3 protein-coding genes and 1 pseudogene are annotated in these 3,525 nt (G+C 67.9%); 2 read left to right on the top strand and 2 right to left on the bottom strand.

Going from position 1 to position 3,525, the window contains the following annotated elements:
• Positions 1 to 247, top strand: a pseudogene (locus VXC91_RS43600) (hypothetical protein); the annotation flags it as partial.
• Between the two features lie 139 nt (positions 248 to 386).
• Here VXC91_RS43600 and VXC91_RS43595 read toward each other — a convergent pair.
• Entirely contained in the window at positions 387 to 926 is a 540-nt protein-coding gene (locus tag VXC91_RS43595; RefSeq protein WP_329512891.1) for an SMI1/KNR4 family protein, read from the bottom strand.
• A gap of 545 nt (positions 927 to 1,471) precedes the next feature.
• On the opposite strand from VXC91_RS43595, the gene VXC91_RS43590 reads away from it, so the two are divergent.
• The gene (locus VXC91_RS43590) at positions 1,472 to 1,969 is read left to right on the top strand and encodes a TetR/AcrR family transcriptional regulator (RefSeq protein WP_329512890.1); all 498 of its coding nucleotides are present in this window, start codon (positions 1,472 to 1,474) and stop codon (positions 1,967 to 1,969) included.
• Positions 1,970 to 2,564: 595 nt separating this feature from the next.
• Here VXC91_RS43590 and VXC91_RS43585 read toward each other — a convergent pair.
• Positions 2,565 to 3,026 carry a hypothetical protein gene (locus VXC91_RS43585; protein WP_329512889.1) on the bottom strand — a complete coding sequence of 154 codons (462 nt, stop codon included), beginning with the start codon at positions 3,024 to 3,026 and terminating at the stop codon, positions 2,565 to 2,567.
• Between the last annotated feature and the right edge of the window lie 499 nt (positions 3,027 to 3,525).

The raw sequence follows: 3,525 nt of genomic DNA, 5'->3' as shown, positions 1-3,525 counted from the left end.
CTCCGAGCGATCACCGATGCGGATGGCGGAAGCAAGGATCACCCTCGGCGTGGTCGCAGCGCGGCAAGGCGACTTGGACCAGGCCGTGAACTACGGCGAGTGGGCCTTGAAGGGCGACCGGCAGTCCCTGCCGTCCCTGCTCATGGTCAGCCGCGAGCTTGCAGCCATCGTCAACCGAGACTTCGCAGCCGAGCCGACAGGCCGCGAGTACCTCGATCACCTGACCACGCTCAGCCGCACCAACTAGGTGTGCTGTTCGGAGAGGATCTTGGGCCAAGGGTGAACAGCTCAGAGGTCTGGGAGCCATACGGCGCGGAGGTCGGTTGCTGAAACCCGTACGACTGCGGCCCCCGTCTATCACAGCCCTCCTCTCCGTCACCGGCTGTTCAGGCAGGCTCGAAGAACGGCTCGGGCACGGCCTGTGCCACGGGCCCAGACATGGCCTGTGCCACGGAGTAGGTGTAGGGCCAGTGGAACCCGGGATCGGTGAGGATCCGGTACAGGAACTCCGTGGCGGTCATCTCGTAACGGCTCCACTCCTGGCTGTCCACCTGCAGGGCGAGGACCGGCCATGCCTCCACCGGGCCATCAGTGACCTGCCAGAAGAACTCGTCAGCCGAACGTGTGGTTCCCCATGGGATCAGGCCCCCGGTCGAGCCGGGCTTATGAATCCGGTAGGGCGCCCACGGTCCGTCCGAATCGTCGTCGTACTCCAGCAGTCCGCGCCACCAGACCAGCAGGTCCCCCACGCGGGTCTCGTCGGCGCACAGCACCGACACCTCCTGGCAGAACTCGCCGACGCCGAAGGCCTGGCACAACTGCTTGTAGTCGCCCGGTAGTTCCGTCCCCAGTTCCGCTTCGATCTCCGCCCAGGGCTGCGCGACGTCCCGCGCGTCCCAACCTGTGACACGGAGAAGAGAGTCCACCCACACGACAAACCTCGCCTGCCGTCCACGGATGTGTCGGCCAGTAGGGAGCTCCGGCCTGGATACGGTGCGGACCATACCAAGCCAAACGAGTGGCTGTGACCAGCAACCGTTACAGGTTTCTCTACCTCATCAAGCCCCGGCTGCGCTCCGCTCCGCCGGGCGCGCTCCCGGCTCCGCTGCGGGCGCCGCTCCTGCCTCCGGCCCGCTCCGCCCACGCTGCGCCGACGCACACGTGGATAGGACCGGAGGCCATGAGTCGATCACCGCACGGAGCGGCCTACGGCCAAGGCGATGCCTCCGGCGGGGGATCGGCCGGCACCGGGATGGAGGGGGCACCGTCGCTGGCTGCGGGCCCGTAGTGGCGTGCGCGGGGAGCTCCCATCCCGTCCACCGTCGACCCAGGCAGAGCCGAGCAGACGGGCTGGAAGCTGGAGGAGGAATATTGGTGGGGCGAGGAGTTCAGCGTGCGCCTGCAACCAACGCAGGAAAGAAACGCGCGGCCGCAACGGCGTACAGCCAGGGAGCCCGGTCGGCCCCGACCGATGACGGAGCGCGGGCAGCGCACCAGATCCGCGATCGTGGCCGCGGCCGCACAACTGATGTCGGAGCGCGGAGTGGCCGCGACCAGCCTGGATGACGTGCTGGCCGCCTGCGGGGCCGGGAAGTCGCAGCTCTACCACTACTTCGGCAGCAAACAGGAACTCATCGCCGCGGTCATCGATCACCAGCTCCAAGGGATCCTGGCCGGCCAGCCGCGACTGGAACACATGCACACCTGGGAGGACTTCGAGGGCTGGGCCGCCGACCTACTCTCGATGCACGCCGGACCCGACGGTCCGTACGCCTGTCCCCTCGGCAGTCTGGTGGGCGAACTCGACGGCGACCCGGCCCTGCAGATCGAGCTCGACTCCGCCTTCTGCACATGGGAGTCCTACCTTGCCCGCGGCCTGACCCGGTTGGGGGGCAGGGAGAGCTCCGCGACGACGCCGACCCGGGCCGCCTGGCAGCCGCCACCATGGCGGCCCTGCAGGGCGGGTTGATGCTCGCTCACCTGCGCTCTGACATCACGCCGCTGCGCGATGCGCTTGCCATGGCCCTGGACCACCTGCGCACCCATCGGTCGTCGTAGGCGAGGCTCAACGAACCGGCGCAGATCAGACGCCTGACGGTCCGCCGACGAAACCGCATACCGCTCCAGAATGGAACCTGCTCATCGAGCGCGGTTGATCGCAACGGTGATCGTCCTGATCATCGTCCGCACCGTTGAAGTAGCCGCTCTGCGGCGCTTGGTGCGACGTCGACCCTGATCGCAGGGCGGCCGCATCATGCGCAACTGCCGACAGCGAGAACTTGTCAAGCGGACCACTGATGTCTGACACCAGCGGCTTACACCGACTCTGAGGAACCGCATCGAGGCCTCTACGACCCTGGACGACCGATCCACATAGAGCTACGGATCAGAAGGTCCTAAGCGGGGTCGACGGTGAGGTCGTCCGCACGGTAAAGGCCGTGACCCGGGGTGCGACAAGGGCCAGCTGCCTCACCGCCTCGGGGTTCGATGATTCAGTCCGCCCGGGGCAGGCACCCAATCACCGCCAGAAGGAGCTGTTGGCGTACGCCAACCCGTACGGGCTTTCAGCGCGTGCCTGTCGTCGCAGTGCTGTAGGCGTAGAGGACGACGACCCCGACCACGCAGGCGAGGATCGTCCAGGAGGCGAGGCTCATCCGTTTCCCTTTTCGCCCGGGCCGTTTCGGCTCCTCGGACTGCTTGGTCCGGCCGGGAGCCGCCGGGGCGGGCGGTGCGGCATCGGCGGCGGTCTCGGCGAGCAGGCGGCGGCAGGCCGTGGCGAGCTCGCCGATGCCGGCACAGAGCGATACGACAGTCTCCGAACGCGCCGGAGCGGTGGTGCCGCCGTCGAGGATACGGCCCGCACGGAGCAGGATTTCGTCCTTGCGACCCGAGGGGCCGAGAGTGATCCAGCGCTGCACATGCTCTCCCCGGATGACCACACCCCCGGCCCGGTCCCGGTACACGGTGTGCTGACGCCAGAGCACGTCAGCCAACTGCACTGCGGTTTCTCTCAGTTGGGTGCTCAAGGCCCGTCCTCCCAGAGCCGTACGATTAATCGAACGGGAATCGTACTCCAGCGTCTCTGTTTCGCTCGAAGCGGCCCAGGGTGGGGCGATGCGGTCCGTGGAGGCAGGGGAACACGGAGCGGCGCCGGGGCCGCGTCGGACTGGCAGGGCCCCGGGCAGGCGGCCGTGTCCGAGGCCGCAGGCGGTCAGGGCGAGAACCCCGTGCCCGAAGCCCGGAATGGCCGCCGCACGGCGACTGACAGGCCGTCGGCAGAAAATTCAAATTCCCGTACAACCACCCCCACCGGTGAGGGATCTGATCACGTGAGTCAAACAGACTCCACGATCATTGGGCCCCGCGCCGAGACGAACCGCGAGGAAGACCGGCGCCGGCCCCTTTTCTCCACCTGGGGAACGCATGCGTATACGAGCCACCGTGGCCGCCGTCTCCGGTGCCCTGGCCCTTTCCGCCCTCGCCATGCCCGCCGCGCACGCCACCGCTCCCGGTGACAACGGGACG

Origin of the sequence: Streptomyces chiangmaiensis (assembly GCF_036281785.1) — a bacterium.
In the GTDB taxonomy this organism is placed as follows: Bacteria; Actinomycetota; Actinomycetes; order Streptomycetales; family Streptomycetaceae; genus Streptomyces; species Streptomyces chiangmaiensis.
Note: the sequence above shows the minus strand (reverse complement) of the source record. Positions and strands in the feature narration are given on the sequence as shown.